Raw genomic sequence first — 14996 nt, forward strand, 5'->3', positions numbered from 1 at the left:
CCGGCTACGGGCCGGGCTCCTCACCGGTCCCCTGACCGGTTGCCGCCCCGTTGCCCGGGCGGACGAAGGGGGCGGACGCGTCCCCGTAGTGCTGGTAGGCGGCCCAGGAGCTCCACCGCTGCCGGCCGCCCGCGTCGTCCGGCGTCCGCCCGGCCTCCCCGCGGCGCTCGTAGAGCGCGCGGCGCGCCGCGCGGACGGCGCCGCCCACCGTCGGCGGGTCCTCGCCGGAGCCGCCCCGGAAGAGCTCGCGGTAGAACTGCTCGGCGAAGGCGATCCCCTGGTCGTCGGGGATCCGCCAGGCCGCGCCGATGTAGTGCCCCACGCCCACCCGGAGGAACTCGTCCGCCAGGCTCGGCACCAGGGCGGCCTGGGGGTTCCCCCAGGGGCTCTGCTCGGTCACGGCGGACGGTGCGCCCGGGGCGCCGGGGCCGGCGGAGGCGCCGAGCCGGGCCGTGTAGCAGGCGTTGGCGAGGACGACCAGCGGTGGCCGTTCCAGCAGGGCCAGTTCCTGGGCGGTGAGCAGGCCGTCCGCGAAGACCCACCCGGAGCGCCGCCCGGTGCCGGAGAGGTCGAAGTCGCTGTGGCCGCAGTAGTGGACGATGTCGTTGCCCCCGCAGAGCAGGACCCGCAGGACGTCCAGCCGCCGGGCGGGGTCGACGCCCGGCTGCCGGGTGGAGTTCGCCGCGCCCACGAAGAGGGTGACCCGGGCCCCGAGGTCCTTGAGCCGGGTGGCGACGGCGAGGGCCTCGTTGCGGGCCCCCGGCAGCTGGAAGCCCTGCTCCGGGTCCCCCGGGTCGCCGATCACCAGGGCGCGCAGCGGCCCGTCCGGCCGGCCGTCGCTCATCACGCGCGAGTAGGTGGTGCGCAGCTGCCGGGAGAGCTGGGTGCGGATCGCCAGGGGGTCGCGCCGCTCCCCGCCGGCCTGCTGGACCTCCGCGAGGAACTCCCAGGGGACGGAGGCCGTGTCGCCGTCCAGTTCCAGCAGCACGGTGGAGTCGTCGGCGAGCAGCCGCTGGAAGTCCGGCGGGACCACGAACCGGGAGAGCAGCTCGGGCAGCTCCCGGGCATCCTCGACCGTCGGCTCCGTCAGCCGGTCCACGAGTTCCCGCAGCAGGTCCGTGTCCACGGGGACGAGCCGTTCCGGGACGGTGGCCCGCCCGGTCAGGGCCGCCCAGCGCAGGCCGCCGGTGCCGGACTGGACGGACATGCGCACGGGGACGGAGGCGTCCTGGGCGGCCGCGGCCGCACGGACCGTCAGGGAGAGGTCGGTGCGGGCCACGTCGGCGAGCCGGGCGAGCTGTTCGCGGACCTTCGCCCGGATGTTCGGGTCGAAGCCGGCCAGCACGGTGCTCAGGGCCGCTTCCCCGGGCGGGGGGTCCGGGCCGGCGCCGCCCCCGTCGGGCGCGGAGGACCCGGCGGACCCGGCGGGGGCGGCGGGGGCGGCGGACCCGGCGGGGGCGGCGGCGGGCGCGGCGAGCCCGGACAGCGCGGCGAGCGCGTACACGGCGGCGGAGGGGGCGAACAGCTGGCCGCCGCCCTCCTCGCGCAGCCCGTCGGTGACGCGCAGCTGCGGCGGTTTCCCGTCGGCGTTGACGAGGGCGAGGTGCAGCTGCTCGGCGCGCAGCCGGTCGATCTCCACGACCAGCACCTCGGTGAGCCGGGGCGGCGTCGCGGCCGGGCCGAGCGAGGCCAGGGCCCCGGCGAAGCCCCGGACGAGGGCGCGGGCGGCCTGGGGGACGGACAGGTTCCCCGTGCCCGAGCCGATGAGCACGGTGGCAAGGGTCCCGACGTGGCCGAGCCCGTACGCCTCCCCCAGCAGGGAGGCGTACATCCGGGCGGCGCGGCGTTCCGTCAGGGTGCCCATCGGCCCCATGCCGACGACGGCCGCGGAGCGTACCGGTCCCGCCCTGCACGGGAAGTAGGTGACCTCCCCCAACTGGGCGTCGATCCAGCCGAGCTTGGTGTGCTCGGTGATGAGCGGGCGGGGGCCGCCGGAGATCGCGCGGTCCAGCGCCAGCTCGGCCGCGGCGGGCACGACCGACTGGTAGTGCCCGGTGACGTGCAGGTCGGCGGCGACCTCCGCGAGGTCGCCCCAGACGACGGTGACGCCGAGGGCGGGCCCGGCGGGGAGCGGCGGCTCCTCGGGGGCGGGGGCGGGAGGCCGCGCGGGAGGGTTGGAGGCCGTCGGTACGGACTCCAGCAGGTCGGCGATGCGAGCGACCGGGGTGCCCACCACGCCCACGCCTCCTCCTTCGAGTGGCCCGAGCCCCGCACGTGCGGGTGTGTCACACCTGCCCCCGACAGGATTATCCCACCGCTCACGGGTGCGGGCAGAGCGGGCCCGCGCCCGGGGCCTCAGCGGTAGTGGGCGGCCGCCTCCGCGAAGGACACGGCCTGCGCGGGCACCGAGGCCAGCAGGGCGACCCAGGAGCCGTCCGTGAACTCCAGGTCCATGCGCCCCCGCTGGAGCACGCCGGTGGGCTTGGCGCGCACGGCGGCGACGGCCGGGCGGGGTACTTCCCAGTACTCCTTCATCACGGGCGTCGACTGCCACAGGTGCGAGACGTCGCTGAGGCCGAACCAGCGCCGGTCGGTGACGGCGAGGACGCCGGTGACCGAACCGCGCGCTCCGGCGCGGCTGATGAGGAAGTGCCCGGCCGCGCTCTGCCAGCCGCCCTCCATGCTCTTGCCGTGCATCAGCCGGGTGCCGAGCTGGTCCACGGCGTCCGGCAGCCGGTCCACCGCGGCCGCCGCGGCGGCGGGCCGCGAGCGCCGGGGGTCGATGACGCGGTTGCGGACCAGCTGGGCCAGCGGCCGGGGCAGCTTGGCCTCGATCCGGCGGTGGAGTGCGGAGGGGTCGGCCGGGGGGAGGAGCTCCTCGGGCGGGGTGGGCACGCCCGGACCGAGCTCGTACGCGCACACGGCGACGAGGCGCTCCCCCGCACGCAGGAAGGGTCGGACCTGTTCGCGCCTGTCCTCGGTCAAGGGACGTGCTCCTGTCGTGCGTAGGGCCGGGGGTAACCGGTGCTGTGCCGCTGGAATGGGTCGTGTCCGGCGTTCCGGATTCTGCCCCATGGGCCGTCGCGGATGATCATCGGGGGGTGCCCGGGAGGGATACCCGGAAGGGGTACCGGCGGTAAGGCCCGCCGGGCCGTCCCCGGGCCGTCTCAGAGGGGGTCCGCGTCCAGGAGGAAGGCCGTGGGGTCCGGTTCCGCTTCGGCGGCGCCCGGGGGTCCCAGCTCCGCCCAGATCACCTTGCCCTCGGGGGTGTAGCGGGTGCCCCAGTGCTCGCTGAGCTGCGCCACCAGGAACAGGCCCCGCCCGCCCTCGTCCGTGGTGGCGGCGTACCGCAGGTGCGGAGCGGTGCTGCTGCCGTCCCAGACCTCGCAGGTCAGGCCGTGGTCGTGCAGGAGCCGCACCCGTACCGGGGCGCTGCCGTGCCGCAGGGCGTTGGTGACCAGCTCGCTGAGGATCAGCTCGGTGGCGAAGCCGAGCTCCGGCAGGCCCCACCCGTCGACGGTGCGGGCGGCCGCGTTGCGGATCTCCCCGACGGCGCTCGCCTCGAACGGCACGTCCCACTCGGCGACCCGGTCCGGGCCGAGGGTGCGGGTCCGGGCGACGAGGAGGGCCACGTCGTCGGCCGGGCGGGTCGGCAGCAGCAGGTCGAGGACCTCCCGGCAGGTCTCGCGCGGGTCCCCGTCGGCGCCGCTCAGCGCGGTGCGCAGCAGTTCCAGCCCCTCGCCGATGTCCCGGCCGCGCTCCTCGATCAGCCCGTCCGTGTACAGGACGAGGCGGCTGCCCTCCGCCAGGTCCAGCTCGGCCGTCTCGAAGGGCATGCCGCCGAGGCCCAGCGGGGGCCCGGCCGGCAGGTCCACGATCTCGGTGGTGCCGTCGGGGGCGGCCACGAGGGGCGGCAGGTGTCCCGCGCGGGCCATCGTGCAGCGCCGGGAGACCGGGTCGTACACGGCGTACAGGCAGGTCGCGCCGAGGACGGAGCCGCTCGTTTCGCCGCCCTCGTCGTCGTGGTCGATGCGCTGGACGAGGTCGTCGAGGCGGGCGAGGATCTCGTCGGGGGCGAGGTCGAGGGAGGAGAAGTTGTGCACGGCCGTGCGCAGCCTTCCCATGGTCGCGGCGGCGTGCAGGCCGTGCCCGACCACGTCCCCGACGACCAGCGCGACCCGGCATCCGGGCAGCGGGATCACGTCGAACCAGTCCCCGCCCACCCCGGACTGCGCGGGGAGGTAGAAGTGCGCCACGTCCACGGCGCTCTGCTCGGGCAGGGCGCGCGGCAGCAGGCTGCGCTGGAGCGTCACGGCGAGGGCGTGCTCGCGGGTGTAGCGGCGCGCGTTGTCCATGCTGACGGCGGCCCGGGCGACCAGCTCGACGGCCAGCGACAGGTCGTCCTCGTCGAAGGGCTCGGGCTTGCGCGCGCGCCAGAAGTTGACCACGCCGAGGACCACGCCGCGGGCGGTGAGCGGGGCCGCGATCAGCGAGTGGATCCCGTAGTCGATGATCGCGCGGGTGCGCTCGGGGTCCTGGGCCAGCCAGCCGGGCTCGGCGGACAGGTCGGGCACGAGCTCGGCCCTGCCGGTGCCGTAGCCGCGCGCCTGGGGGGTGGACGGCAGGAAGTCGATCAGCAGGCCGCGGGGGTAGAGGGGGTGGTCGGAGCGGATGCCGCTGACCGCGGTGCGGCGCATGTCCGCTCCGGGTCCGGGCTCGTCGCCGTCGAGGACCGCCTCGGCCAGGTCGACCGTGACGTAGTCGGCGAAGCGGGGGACGGCGACGTCGGCGAGCTCTTCGGCGGTACGGACGACGTCGAGGGTGGTGCCGATGTCGCCGCCCGCGTCGTAGAGCAGCTTCAGGCGCCGGCGGGCCGTCTCCGCGCGGCTGGTCAGGACCTGCATCTCGGTGGAGTCGCGGATGGTGACCACCGTGCCGCCGTCGGCCCGGCCCTGGGGGTGGGTGCGCCGCTGGTTGACCACCAGCAGCCGGTCCCCGGTCTCCAGCACCTCGTCGGTGGCCACCCGGCCGGACAGCAGCAGGTCGGCCATCGGGCGGTCCAGGCCCGGCACGTCCCCGATGCGGCTGCCGTCGGTGTCCTCCGGCAGCCCGAGCAGGCGTCGGGCCTCGTCGTTGGCGAGCAGCAGCCGGCCGTCCCCGTCGATGATCAGCACCCCTTCGCGGACGGCGTGGAGCACCGCGTCGTGGTGTTCGTACATGCGGGTCATCTCGAGCGGGCCCAGGCCGTGGGTCTGCCGGTTCAGCCGTCTGCTGATCAGGGCCGTGCCGGCGGTGGCCAGGGCCAGGCCGACGGCGATGGACAGCAGGATGACGGGGAGCTGGCGGTTGACCACGCCGCTCACGTTCTTCACCGTGAGCCCGGCCGACACCAGCCCGACGACCTTGCCGTCGGGTGCCGTGACCGGCACCACCGCCTGGATCTCCTTGCCGAGGGGCCCGTTCACGCTCTCGGTGTAGGTGTGGCCGGCGAGGGAGGGCCCGATGGTGCCCACGAACCGCTGGCCGATGCGTGCCGGCTGGGGGTGGGTGTACCGGATGCCGTGGGTGTCCATCACCACGATGAAGTCGACCCCGGCGTCCTTGCGGGTCCGCTCGGCGACCGGTTGCAGGATCGCCGACGGGTTCGCCGACTTCAGCGCCGGCTGGAGGCCCACGGAGTGCGCGAACGTCTGTGCGACGGCCACGGACCGGTTGCGCGCCTCGCGGTCGATGTCGTGGTGCGACTGGAGGAGCAGCGCCAGGAGGGCGCAGCCCGCGAGCAACACCACGATCGCCACCTGGAGGACGAATACCTGTCTGGCGACGCTTCGGGATCGGCTGCCTAGAGGTGACCGCACCGACGTGCCCGGCACGGGTGGCGAGAAGGGGTCACGCCCCCAGTTGTAGCACTTCCGGGCGCGCACGGCCCCCGGCGCGGCGGCGCGGCGCCCGTGGCGGCGTGTCGGGCGGCCCCGCTCCCCCGTCCGGGTCAGGCGGGAGCGGCGGCTCCGCGGCAGTCCGGGTGCCCCCAGCGGGCCCCCAGTTTGGCGATCTTCTCGCCGGCCGCGTACGGCTGCCCGCAGGGGCAGGTGCCGCGGAACTTCGCCGTGATGGTGCGCGACCCGGAGCGGGCGGCGGCGCCCCCGGAGGCGGTCCCCCGTGCCGGGGCCGTACGGGCCGGGGTGCTGCGGGACGGGGCGGTGCGGGACGGAGCCGGTACGGGGACGGCCGTGGCGCCGTGGGCGGTGCCGGCGGGCTCCTGGCTGACGGCGGCGTCGCTGGCGGCCTGGTCGGCGATGGCGTTCAGGTGGTCGCCGTCCTCGCGGTGGGCCGGGACGTAGCGGAACTCGACGTCCCGGTCGGCCAGCAGGGAGTCGATCCGCTCGACGATCTCCCGGTTGGCGACGGGCTTGCCCGCCGCGGTCTTCCAGCCGTTGCGCTTCCAGTTCGGCAGCCACTGGGTCACGGCCTTCATGGCGTACTGGGAGTCCATCCGCACCTGGAGCGCGGTGCCCGGCTCCACGGCCTCCAGCAGCCGCTGGAGGGCCGTGAGCTCGCCGACGTTGTTGGTGGCGCGCCCCAGCGGGCCGGCCTCCCAGCGCTCGGGCCGGCCCGCGGCGTCCGCGATGACCCACGCCCATCCGGCCGGGCCGGGGTTTCCCTTGGCCGCCCCGTCACAGGCGGCGATGATGCGATCAGACATCCCCCGATCTTGCCCTATCCGGCGGGCCCGGACGGCCACCCCTGCGGATCGGGGCACCGGCCGCCCGGTGGTGGGCCGGGCACGGCCCGGCCTGCGGGCACGGCCGTCCGGGCCCGCCGACGCGGAAACGAAGGCGATCGCCTGCACGATTGCGGCGGCGGGCGGGACGGCCCCGGTCTCAGCCCACCCGGACCGTGACCGTGCGGCCGGGGGCCACGGACGGGGTGGCGTAGCTGTACGTCACCCCGTCCACCACCTTGGTGCGCACCGGCACCGGCACCCCGTCCACCGTCATGGAGGACCAGGTGCCGGGGAAGCGGGCCTCCCAGGTCCAGCGCTCCGTCCCGGAGGTGTTGGTCAGGGCCGAGGCGCGGTCCCCGTCGTGCCGCAGCGAGAAGCCGGACCTCCCCACCCGCAGGTCGTCGATCTTCAGCCAGTCCATGCCGGCGGGCAGCCGGGACCGAGTGGTCAGCCGGTGGGCGGGTGCGTCGGGGGTGACGCCGAGGAGGCCCTCGACGGTCTGGCCGAGGAGGGTGAAGGAGACCTCGGGGTAGTCGCCGTTGGCGCCCTGGGCGGCGTTGACGTGCTGGAGGTCCTTCTGGTCGTAGACCTGCCGCATCCACTTCCAGGCGGTGTCCGGGCGGTTGTTCGTGAAGAAGGTGTCCGGGAGGTAGGTGAGGGCCTCGATGTTGTCGGGGCGGCCCTCCCCCGACGCCTCCCGGTCGATGTAGTCGAGGTAGGCCTCGCGGCGCGGACCCGGGTCGATGATCTGCTTCATCGCCATGAACCAGCTGTTCTCCTTGCCCCACCCGGTCAGCGGGCGCCCGTCGGTGGTCCAGCCGCGCACCATGTCGGCGCCCGATCCGGAACCGCTCCAGACCGTGTTGAAGTACGTCTTCAGGTCGCGGGCGCGGGTGTCGTAGGCGGCGGCGAGCGCGCGGTCCCCCTTGGCCCTGGCCAGGGCGGCCACGGCCGTGTACGCGCGGTACTGGGCGGCGATGCCGTCACCCGCCTCGGCCAGCGGCTCGTCGCCCTGCTCGTTGTAGCTGGCGGCGCCCTGGAAGATGCCCCGGCCGGTGCCCTCCGCGACCTTGACCGGGCCGTTGTCCTTGAGCCCGTCGTGCAGGTCGACGAACTCCCCGGTGGCGTGCCGGTAGAAGTCCCAGAGCACGGGGTCGGTGAGGTAGGAGCGGTCCCCGCTCCAGCGGTAGGCCTCCTCGGCCTTCTGCACCAGCTCGAAGGTGGCGGGGACCTCGCGGACGAAGAGGGACGGGCCGCGGTAGTCGATGGCCAGGGGGGTGCGGTCGTCGAAGTTGAGGGCCCAGACCGGGTAGTACTTGTGCTCGGCGGTGGCTGAGGCGGCGAAGCCGCGGAGCACGGCCCGGTTCTCGGCGTACAGGCCCAGGACGCCGGCGCCGGCCAGCTGGTGGGCCGCGTCGCGGGAGTAGTAGCCGCTGCGGTTGGCGTACCCCGCCCAGTACGAGGGCCCGTACGTGCCGGTGCCGCTGCCGGCGCGGTTGTTCTCGTCCACGTTCAGCGGGCCCTCGCTGCCCGGGAGCTGGACCCAGCTGTTGGCCTTGCGCTTGGCCCAGTCGAACATCTCGACGATCTTCGGGTCGGAGGAGCTGATCCGGGGGTCGGCGGGAGCGGCCGGCGAGAGCATCAGGTCGTCGGCGTTGACCCAGCCCTCCCCCGACTCGAAGGCGATCTCCAGCCGGTCGCCGGCGGCGAGCGCGATCCGGCTGAGGGTCCGGCGCCGGTAGGCGGATCCGGCGGGCAGTACCTGGGCGGCCCGCTCGGCGCCGTTGACGCGGGCGGTGAAGCGGCCGCCCGCGCCGCCGGTGGCGATCCAGGCGGAGACGTCGTAGGCGCCGGGCCCGGTGGCGGTGAGGGTCTGCGCGACCTTCTTCCCGGCCCCCGCGTCGAGGTAGACCAGGCGGCCCCCGCCGTGCGGGTAGTTGGCGGCCACGCCGGTTCCGGCGGTGAACTCCCAGCCGGTGGGGCCCTGTTCGAAGCCGGGGTTGACGACGGCGAGCGGGGCGGGGCCCCCGCCCCCCGGCCCCGGGAGGGGGCCGGCGGCCCGCGCCGGGGCGGCGGGTCCGGCCAGGGTCAGGGCGGTGAGCGGGGCGAGCAGGGCCAGTGCGGCGAGCAGGGCGGTGCGGGAACGCGTCATCGGCTTCTCCCGGGCGTCTGGATCCTCGTCTGCCACGAGGCGGGCGCGCGGCACGCTAGCAAGCCGGATGAAGACCATGCAATGGATTCGACAGCCTTGCTTGCACGTCAAACTGAAAGTTTTCACCGATGTCTTGCAAGTCGATCAACCGCGTGATTGAGTTCCGGCCAGCCAGCGACCAACGGAGGGGATCGGCATGGAAGTTGACCGTCGAAGAGTGCTGCGGGCGGGCGGCGCGATCGGGGCGGGACTCGCGCTCGGCGCCGCCGCCGGCTGTTCCGGCGGCTCGGACACCGCAGCGGCCGGCGGGGCCGACGGCGAGCGGGACAGGGGCCGGATCACCGTCTGGTCCTGGCAGGGCCCGGCGGCCGAACTCACGGCGCTGGTACCGGAGTTCCACGCCAAGTACCCGGGGATCGAGGTCACCGTCGAGGACATCGGCAACCCGGCCATCTGGGACAAGATCACCACCGGTCTGGCGGCCGGCGGCCAGGGCCTCGCCGACGTCCTGCACATCGGGGTGGACTACCTCCCCGGCTACGTCGAGAAGTTCCCCGGCGGGCTCGCGGACCTGGCGCCGCTGGGCGCGACCGCCCACAAGGACGCCTTCGCCCCGGGCCTGTGGCAGACCGTCTCGCCCGACGGGAAGCGGGTCAACGCCCTGCCCTGGGAGGCCAACTCCGCCGGCTTCTGGTACCGCGCGGACCTCTTCGAGGAGGCCGGCGTGGACGCCGAGGCCCTCCAGACCTGGGACGACGCCGTCGAGGCGGGCAAGCAGCTGAAGGCGAAGACCGGCACGTTCCTGATCGGCCTGGACAAGCCCGCCTCCCAGTCCGACGCCGCCAACTTCTTCCAGATGCTGCTCCAGCTCCAGGGCGCCTTCTACTTCGACCTCCAGGGGCGGATCACCCTCGGCTCCCCCGAGGCCGTCAAGGCCATGACCCTGATCAAGACCCTCAACGACGCGGGGCTGGTCGCCGACCTCGCCGGCGGCTGGAACGCCCTGATGAGCGCCCTGAAGCAGGGCACCACGGCCGTCCAGCCCATGCCCACCTGGTTCGGCGGGATCATCGAGGAGCAGGTCCCGGGCGAGGCCGGGAAGTGGAAGGTCCGCCTGCCCCCGGCCGTGCGCCGCGGCGGCTCCGGCGCCGCCACGGTGAACTCCACCCACCTCGCGGTGGCGGGCGGCAGCAGGCACCGGGCCGCCGCCTGGTCCTTCGTCGAGTTCGCCCTCACCCGCCCGGCCTCACAGGTGCGGATCTACCGCGACAAGGGCATCGCGCCGGCCCTGATGGCCGCCTACGAGGACAGCCTCTTCCACGAGCCCTCCGCCTTCTTCAGCGGTCAGCGCAAGGGCGAGACCTTCCTCGCCGCCCTCAAGGCCCCCCAGCCCGCCTTCGACTACACCGCCGACTACGCCCGCGCCCTGAAGCTGGCCACCGACGCCCAGTCCAAGGTGCTCCTCAAGGGCGCCGACCCGGCCGGCGCCCTCCGGGACGCCGCCGACCAGCTCGCCCGGCAGACGGGCCGCAAGGCCGTCCGGTGACCGCGGTGGACACGGCCGCCCCGCCGGCCGCCCCCGCCCGGGCCGTGCCGCCACCCCGCCGCCGTCCGCGCCGGCGCCCCGCCCCGTACCTCTTCGTGCTGCCCGCCCTGCTGCTGTTCGCGGTGTTCCGGCTCTACCCGATCGGCTCGTCCTTCCTGCTCAGCCTGGAGCGGACGGCCGGCGGCGCCCGGACGTCCGTCGGCGCGGACAACTACGAACGGCTGCTGCACGACCCGCTGTTCTGGACGGCCCTGAAGAACACCGCGGTTCTCCTCGCCGTCCAGGTACCGGTCATGCTGGCCCTGGCCACCGGCCTCGCCGTCGCCCTCGACTCCCGCCTGCTGCACGGCCGTTCCCTCTTCCGGTTGGGATTCTTCCTGCCGATGGTCACCGGCCTGGTCGCGTACGGGATCGTCTTCTCCGTCCTGCTCAACAAGGACTACGGGCTCGTCAACTGGCTGCTGGGCCTGCTCGGAGCCGGCCCGGTGCCCTGGCTGACCCATCCGCTGTGGGCGCAGGTCTCCCTCGGCATCGCCCTGACCTGGCACTACACCGGCTACAACGCGGTGATCCTGCTGGCACGGCTGCAGAGCGTGCCCGCCGAGCTGTACGACGCCGCCGCCGTGGACGGGGCCGCCGGGTGGCGGACGTTCCTGCACGTCACCCTGCCCGGCCTGCGCCCCGTACTGCTGCTGACGGCGGTCCTCTCCACCGTCGGCACGCTCCAGCTGTTCGACGAGCCGTACGTCCTCACCGGCGGCGGCCCGGACAACGCCACCCTGACCATCGGCGTGTACCTGTACCAGAACGCCTTCAAGTACTTCGACTTCGGCTACGCCTCGGCCGTCGCGTACGCCCTCGCCGTCCTCATCGCCGCCCTCGGGCTGGTCCAGTTCCGCGTGCTGGGAGACAGGGAATGACCACCGCCGTCCCGCCGCCCGGCGTCCGCCGACGGGCCCGGAGCCTGCTGCTGACCTCGGGGCTCGCCATCACGCTGGCCGTCGTGGCGATCCCGTTCTACTGGCTGGCGGTGGGCGCCACCCACAGCTCCGCCGAGCTCTTCGCCTCCCCGCCGCCGCTGCTGCCCGGCGGCCACCTGGCGCAGAACCTGCGCTCCCTCCAGGACTCCGCGCGGTTCGGCCGGGTGCTGCTCAACTCCCTGCTGATCGCCACCGTCTACACCGTGTGCGCCGGCGCGGTCTGCACGCTGGCCGGCTACGGGTTCGCCGTCTACCGCTTCCGCGGCCGCGAGGCCCTGTTCGGCCTGCTGATGCTCGGCCTGGTCGTGCCCGCGCAGGTCACCCTGGTGCCGCTGTTCCGGATGATGGCCGACCTGGGCTGGCTGGGCACCTACCAGGCGGTGGTCCTGCCCCATCTGGCGCTGCCGTTCGGCGTCTTCCTGATGCGCCAGTCGATGGCCGCGCTGCCCGCCTCCCTGCTCGACTCGGGCCGGCTGGACGGCTGCGGGGAGCTGCGGCTCTTCCTGCGGGTGGCGCTGCCGCCGATGCGGCCCGCGCTGGCAGCACTGGCGATCTTCCTCTTCCTCTACCAGTGGAACGACTTCGTCTGGCCCCTGGTCGTGCTCCGCGACGGGGCCTCGTTCACCCTGCCGGTGGCCCTCGCCTCCCTCCAGGGCCTGGACGAGACCGACTACGGGGCCATCCTCGCCGGAACCTCCGTCGCGGCCCTGCCCATGGCCGTCCTGTTCCTCGCGCTCCAGCGCCATTTCGTCTCCGGCCTGCTCGCCGGCGCCGTGAAGGAGTGACCATGCCGACCCAGACCCCCGCGGCGGCCGCGGACCCGGTGACCACCGCCGGCCTGGCCCCCGCCCCGTACGCCCCGCTGCTCGACACGGTGGAAGTGGCCGTCCTCGCCCGTCCCCCGGGCGCGGCCGCGCCCGTCGGGGCCGCCTGGAGCCTCGCCGAACTCCCGGACGGCCTGCGGATGCTGGAGGCCGACACCGGCGGCGCCCCCGCCGAGATCCGCTTCCGGGTCCCGCTCGGCGACGCCGCGGGGTACTGGCACCCTCAGGGCGGCTGGCGGCGCACCCTGCTCGCCGACTGGGAGGGCCGGGCCTCGGTCTCCCTGGTCGACGGGCTCGCCGCCGGCTGCCTCTACGACTACTCCGGGGCCACGCTGCTCACCTTCGCCGCCGCCGACCCCGCCCCCGAGACCACGGTGCGCTTCGGGGTCTCCGAGGAGGAGGACACGCACGTCGTGCACCTGCGGCTGCCCGCCGGCGCGGGGCCGCACCGGATCCTGCTCGTCCCGGCCGCCCCGTCGGCGGCCGCCGCCCTGCGGCCGCTGCGCGCCTGGTACGCCCGGCAACGGCCGCCGATGCCGGTGCCGGAAGGCGCCCGTACGCCCGTGTACTCCACCTGGTACGCCTTCAACCAGGACGTCGGGGCCGTGGAGGTCGAGGCCCAGGCCGCCCTCGCCGCCGGCCTGGGCTGCGGGACCCTCATCCTGGACGACGGCTGGCAGGAGTACGGCCACGGCCGCGGGTACGCCGGCCTCGGCGACTGGCGGCCCGACCCCGCCGCCTTCCCCGACTTCACCGCGCACGTCGCCCGGGTCCGCGCCCTGGGGCTGCGCTACCTGGCCTGGACCGCCCCGCTGCTGCTCGGCCCGGACGCCGACTGCCACGCCCGCTGGGCCCCGTACGCCCCCGTCCCCGCCACCGTGCCCGGCGCGCACGTCCTCGATCCGCGCCGGCCCGAGGTCCGCCGCCACGTCGTGGACCTGTGCGTCCGGCTGGTCGGCGACCACGGTCTGGACGGGCTGAAGCTCGACTTCCTGGACCAGGCGATGGTCTACGCGGGCGACGGCGGCCCGGACGTGGGCCGCGCCATGGCCGGCCTGCTCGCCGAGGTGCGGGCCGCGCTGGAGGAGGTCCGCCCCGAGGGGCTGCTGCTGGAGCTGCGCCAGCCCTACACCGGGCCCGGCACCGCCCCCTTCGGCAACATGCTGCGCTCCTACGACTGCCCGGCCGACGCCACCGCCAACCGGGTGCGCACCCTGGACACGGGCCTGCTCGCGGTGGGCGGCGCCGTCCACTCCGACATGCTGCTGTGGTCCCCGCAGGCCCCCGTGGAGGCGGTGGCCCGGCAGCTGATCGGGGCCCTGCACGCCGTCCCGCAGCTGTCCGTCCGCCTGGACCGGCTCCCGGCGGCGCACCGGGACGCCGTCGCGTTCTGGCTGCGGTGGTGGCGGGCCCACCGCGCGGCGCTGCTGGACGGGGAGGTGGAGCCCGGACGGCCCGACGAGCTCTACCCGCTGGTGCGGGCGAGCGCCGGCGACCGCTGCGTGATCACCGTCCACGGCCGGGTGGTGGTCCCCCTCGACCTGGTCGCCCACCGCCGGGTGGAGCTGGTCAACGGGTCCGCGCACGAGGCCCTGACGCTGTCCGTGCGGGGCGGTCCGGCCGAGGTCGCACGCGTGATCCACGCCCCGGACGGCCGTATCATCGAGTCCGCGTCGGCCCTGTTCGGGGAGGGGCCGCACACGCTGGCCGTCCCCCGCGGCGGCCTGGCGTCGCTCACGGTCACGGAAGGACGGCGATGAAGGTAGGGATCACCGACGTCGCGGCCCGCGCGCAGGTCAGCGAGGCGACGGTCAGCCGGGTCGTCAACCGCCGCCAGGGCGTGTCGCGCAAGACCCGGGACGCGGTCGAGCGGGCGATGGCCGAGCTGGGCTACGAACGCACCACCCAGGGCCGGCTGGTGGCCGTGGTCACCGACCACGTGTCGAACCCCTTCTTCGCCGACGTGGCCGAGCGCATCGAGTCCGCGCTCGCCCCGCACGGACTGAAGACGGTCCTCTGCCCGGCCTTCGCGGGCGGGGTCCAGGAACTCGACTTCATCTCCTCCCTGGTGGACAAGGGCATCGCGGCCGTGGTCTTCCTCTCCGCCTCCAACACCGTCGAGGGCGCCGACACCGAGGCCTACGAGGTGCTGCGCCAGCGCCGGGTCCCGTACGTGGGCGTGAACGGCGAGTTCGCCGACGGGGTGGCGGTCCCGGTGTTCTCCACCGACGACCTGCTCGCCGCCGAACTGGCCGTGGACCACCTGTACCGGCTGGGCCACCGCAGGATCGGCATGGCCTCCGGCCCGGCCGGCAACCGTCCCGCCGACCGCCGGGTCCAGGGCTTCCTGGCCGCCATGGCCCGGCGCGGGATCGAGGACGCCGGACGCCGGGTGATCCGCCAGTCGTACACCGTGGAGGGCGGGCAGGCCGCCGCCGCCGCGCTGCTGGAGCTCGGCGCCACCGCGATCGTCGCCGCCAGCGACTGGATGGCGCTCGGCGCGATCCGCGGGATCCGCCGGCAGGGCCGGTCCGTCCCCGAGGACGTGTCGGTCGTCGGCTACGACGGCACGGGCGTCACCGAGTTCACCGATCCGCCGCTGACCACCGTCCGGCAGCCCGCCGACCGGCTGGCGCTGGAGGTGGGGCGCAGCGTGCTCGCGCTGGTCGGCAACCGGGAGGTGCCCACCGGGGAGCTGCTCTTCGACCCCGAGCTGGTCATCCGGGCCTCCACCGCCCCGGCGCCCCCTTCCTGACCGCTCCCTTCCCCG

General features: G+C 74.9%; 10 protein-coding genes. 5 read left to right on the top strand and 5 right to left on the bottom strand.

Annotation, left to right across the window (positions count from 1 at the left end; all coding sequences use genetic code 11):
* Positions 1–4: 4 nt before the first annotated feature.
* From ACIRBY_RS05840 to ACIRBY_RS05860, 5 genes are all read right to left on the bottom strand, one after another.
* The gene (locus ACIRBY_RS05840; RefSeq protein WP_403896664.1) at positions 5–2236 is read right to left on the bottom strand and encodes a CHAT domain-containing protein; all 2232 of its coding nucleotides are present in this window, start codon (positions 2234–2236) and stop codon (positions 5–7) included.
* A 119-nt stretch (positions 2237–2355) separates the two neighbouring features.
* Complete coding sequence (locus ACIRBY_RS05845; protein WP_403896667.1) at positions 2356–2985, bottom strand: hypothetical protein; 630 nt, start codon at positions 2983–2985, stop codon at positions 2356–2358.
* A gap of 182 nt (positions 2986–3167) precedes the next feature.
* On the bottom strand, positions 3168–5858 hold the full coding sequence (locus ACIRBY_RS05850) for a SpoIIE family protein phosphatase (protein ID WP_403896669.1): 2691 nt from the start codon (positions 5856–5858) through the stop codon (positions 3168–3170).
* A 131-nt stretch (positions 5859–5989) separates the two neighbouring features.
* Complete coding sequence (locus tag ACIRBY_RS05855; protein ID WP_403896671.1) at positions 5990–6703, bottom strand: ribonuclease H; 714 nt, start codon at positions 6701–6703, stop codon at positions 5990–5992.
* A gap of 178 nt (positions 6704–6881) precedes the next feature.
* Positions 6882–8876, bottom strand: a complete 1995-nt coding sequence (locus tag ACIRBY_RS05860) for a hypothetical protein (RefSeq protein ID WP_403896673.1) — start codon at positions 8874–8876, stop codon at positions 6882–6884.
* Between the two features lie 196 nt (positions 8877–9072).
* On the opposite strand from ACIRBY_RS05860, the gene ACIRBY_RS05865 reads away from it, so the two are divergent.
* Genes ACIRBY_RS05865 through ACIRBY_RS05885 form a run of 5 tightly spaced genes read left to right on the top strand, consistent with a single transcriptional unit; the run spans position 9073 to position 14981 of the window.
* The gene (locus tag ACIRBY_RS05865) at positions 9073–10422 is read left to right on the top strand and encodes an ABC transporter substrate-binding protein (RefSeq protein ID WP_403896676.1); all 1350 of its coding nucleotides are present in this window, start codon (positions 9073–9075) and stop codon (positions 10420–10422) included.
* A complete protein-coding gene (locus ACIRBY_RS05870; RefSeq protein ID WP_403896678.1) occupies positions 10419–11342 on the top strand; it encodes a carbohydrate ABC transporter permease in 924 nt (307 codons plus the stop codon). The genes ACIRBY_RS05865 and ACIRBY_RS05870 overlap by 4 nt, the downstream gene beginning before the upstream one ends.
* Entirely contained in the window at positions 11339–12187 is an 849-nt protein-coding gene (locus ACIRBY_RS05875) for a carbohydrate ABC transporter permease (RefSeq protein ID WP_403896680.1), read from the top strand. The genes ACIRBY_RS05870 and ACIRBY_RS05875 overlap by 4 nt, the downstream gene beginning before the upstream one ends.
* A gap of 2 nt (positions 12188–12189) precedes the next feature.
* Positions 12190–13986, top strand: a complete 1797-nt coding sequence (locus tag ACIRBY_RS05880; RefSeq protein ID WP_403896683.1) for a glycoside hydrolase family 36 protein — start codon at positions 12190–12192, stop codon at positions 13984–13986.
* On the top strand, positions 13983–14981 hold the full coding sequence (locus tag ACIRBY_RS05885) for a LacI family DNA-binding transcriptional regulator (protein ID WP_403896686.1): 999 nt from the start codon (positions 13983–13985) through the stop codon (positions 14979–14981). Before ACIRBY_RS05880 ends, ACIRBY_RS05885 begins: the two co-directional genes overlap by 4 nt.
* Positions 14982–14996 lie beyond the last annotated feature (15 nt).

Source organism: Streptomyces sp. NPDC096136 (assembly GCF_044763325.1).
GTDB lineage: Bacteria > Actinomycetota > Actinomycetes > Streptomycetales > Streptomycetaceae > Streptomyces.